The 2,508-nt window shown below is 56.2% G+C and carries 1 protein-coding gene and 2 pseudogenes; 2 read left to right on the forward strand and 1 reads right to left on the reverse strand.

The genetic code is table 11. The features are described 5' to 3' along the window. Positions 1-155: pseudogene (locus DC522_RS33085) on the reverse strand (IS6 family transposase); the annotation flags it as partial. A gap of 771 nt (positions 156-926) precedes the next feature. Between DC522_RS33085 and DC522_RS33090 the strand changes: the two are divergent. Together DC522_RS33090 and DC522_RS33095 are read left to right on the forward strand one after the other, a co-directional pair. Next, complete coding sequence (locus tag DC522_RS33090) at positions 927-1,772, forward strand: LuxR family transcriptional regulator (protein ID WP_245444748.1); 846 nt, start codon at positions 927-929, stop codon at positions 1,770-1,772. A 176-nt stretch (positions 1,773-1,948) separates the two neighbouring features. Next, positions 1,949-2,436 (forward strand): annotated as a pseudogene (locus tag DC522_RS33095) (transposase); the annotation flags it as partial. Between the last annotated feature and the right edge of the window lie 72 nt (positions 2,437-2,508).

A 2,508-nucleotide genomic window follows, 5' to 3' on the forward strand; every position in this document is an offset into this window, starting at 1 on the left:
ATCTACCGGTGACGGCTCGCTTCCGGAGATTGAACTGCTCCAGCAGGAGCGGGGCATAGTGGACGGTCTAGCGATGATCGTGTGGAGTGATCGACCAGCAGACCCTGCTCAGCCATCGTCTCTTTCAGATCGTGCCGGCTGAGATTGTAGGTCAGGTACCAGCCTTCCGTCGGCTCGGTGGCGCGGGAAACAGCAGTTTTGAGCGCGGCAACAGCATTGCTGATGAGCGTGATCACAGGACGATGCTCCTCGATCCATGACGCGTTTGCGGACGGCCGTGCATGCACCGTGCCAAAGGAGAACCGTTTCAAAACAACATGATGGCCCTAACGCTGCTATGTCGCATGTCCGACATTGTCGGAAAGCGGGCAACGCGGAACGCGGCTGGATAAGGTGTGAATTGCGCTGTTCCCGCGCAGAACTCCTGTCCGCCACCGTGGGAAAACGCCGGGCACCTACTGTCGAGTTTATCGGTTCCGCGACACGACGGTGTTCGGCCGGCTTCCTGCTGCACTCTCATTTAAGAGCCCGTTTGAGACCAGACCAAAGCCGCAACATGTAGGGGCTCGCAGCCTGAGTGCGCTACAAGATTTCGTGTTTGTGGTGAATTTTCAAACGGGCTCTAAGTCCTTGAATAAAAGTCAGAAACTTTTTCTGACGCTCTTTCTGCGCGGTTGGCACGACTTTTGAAGCTCCCTCGTCGCGGGGCGGCATGAAGCTGCCGGCCGATACTCATTTTGTGGTTCACATCGCTCGATGGACTGCAGGAAGCGAAGCAACGTGTCAGGTCTGCCTCAGATCGATATTGTTAGAGCTTTAGCAATGCCGGCCCGCTGACATGGCGCGCAGATCGGCAGCCTTTTATTGCCGGCAGTGTTGTGCACCAGTGACAACATGGCGCGCAAGTGGCTACTAAGGAGAGACTATTGGAACGCCCGCTGATGACCGCGGTCCCTCTAGTTCGAGGGCCGGCAGCCAGAGTGTCTGATCAGTTTTCTTTGGTCGCGTCAACGGGTTTCCCGAACGCAGCCAGTGAGGTGTTTGCGGTCGAGTTCGGCCGATTTCTCGACCGGACTGATGGTGTTTCTCAACCCGAACAGTTGTTCGATTTATTGTCTGCTTTTGCCCTAAAGTTTGATTGCCCGTGGATCGCCTATATTCCTCTTACACTTGACCACAAGGTTTTGGAGCAGGTCCGACGCGGTCCGGCGGCCATGCTGAATTATCCTGATGAATGGCAGAAGCGCTATTTCGCAATGGGTTATGATAGGATAGATCCCATCATCAAGATAGGTCGAAAGCGGACCGGCGCCTTGCGATGGAGCGACGTGTACAATGACGCAAGCACGACTGAAATTGAACGGCGCGTTTTCGACGAGGCTGCGGAGTTCGGCTTAAGGTCAGGCATTTGTGTTCCATTGCACGGCCCCGATGGCAGCCTGGCGATCATGAGCTTTGGTCGACCCTGGGACCGCGAATTCCAGAATAGAACAACCACCTACTTGCACCTTGCCGCGCTACATTTCCATCTGAAGGTCGCAAACTTTGCGAATCCGACAGGCATCGAGAAAGCTCCTAACCTATCTCCAAGAGAAAAGGAATGTATTCTGTGGGTGGCGAGAGGGAAATCGTCGTGGGATATAGGAATGATATTAGGGATTTCTGTAAATACCGTCGATTTCCATATAAAAAACGTAATGCGAAAATTGGACGCCGCTAGCAGAACGGTCGCGGCTATAAAAGCCGTAAACTTCGGAATTATCGAATTGTAAAAAGCAACATCCATGCCTTAGCCACGATCGGTCGGTCCCGACTGAGGCCTGTTAGCCGTTCTTATTCGCGAGGCGGCTGGAGAAGGGCTGGCGGATGTAGCTGAAGCACTTGAAGCAGCGTAGGATCTGGTTGCTGAAGCCGATCCTGCACTCCGTTCAAGGCTGTCACATCCGCCATGCTCGACAATACCCTTCCGACGTTTCCGTTTCCAGCCGTGGGCCGCAAGAAGATCACAGCTGCTTTCGATGCTGGACGATTGTCATCGGACGGCGGCGTCCTGCTCTTGGCTCAGGCCGAGCGCCGGCTCGGGATCGCCGAGCGGCTGGCGCGCTTCATCCCGGACCGACGCGATCCAGCCCGCGTGATGCACGCGATCACCGACATGATCCGCGCCCGCATCCTGGCAATGGCGTGCGGCTATGAGGAATGCAACAACTTTGGCCCGCTGCGCGCTGATCCGGCGTTCAAGCTCGCCTGCGGGCGTCTGCCAGAGAGCGGGGCCGATCTCGCGTCTCAACCGACGCTGTCCCGTCTGAGAATGCCCCGAACCTACGCGATGCAATCCACCTGACCTATGCTCTGGTCGACCAGTGGATGGAAAGCTATCCCACTCTGCCCGATGGTGTGGCGCTGGATATCGACGACACCTGCGATATCGTCCACATGGGGTAATCGCGGGAGCGAGTCGCCCTGGATCTGCAGTCACGCTCATGGAAGCTGGTGGCTGTTCCCCGA

The organism is Microvirga sp. KLBC 81 (assembly GCF_003075415.1).
Taxonomy (GTDB): domain Bacteria; phylum Pseudomonadota; class Alphaproteobacteria; order Rhizobiales; family Beijerinckiaceae; genus Microvirga.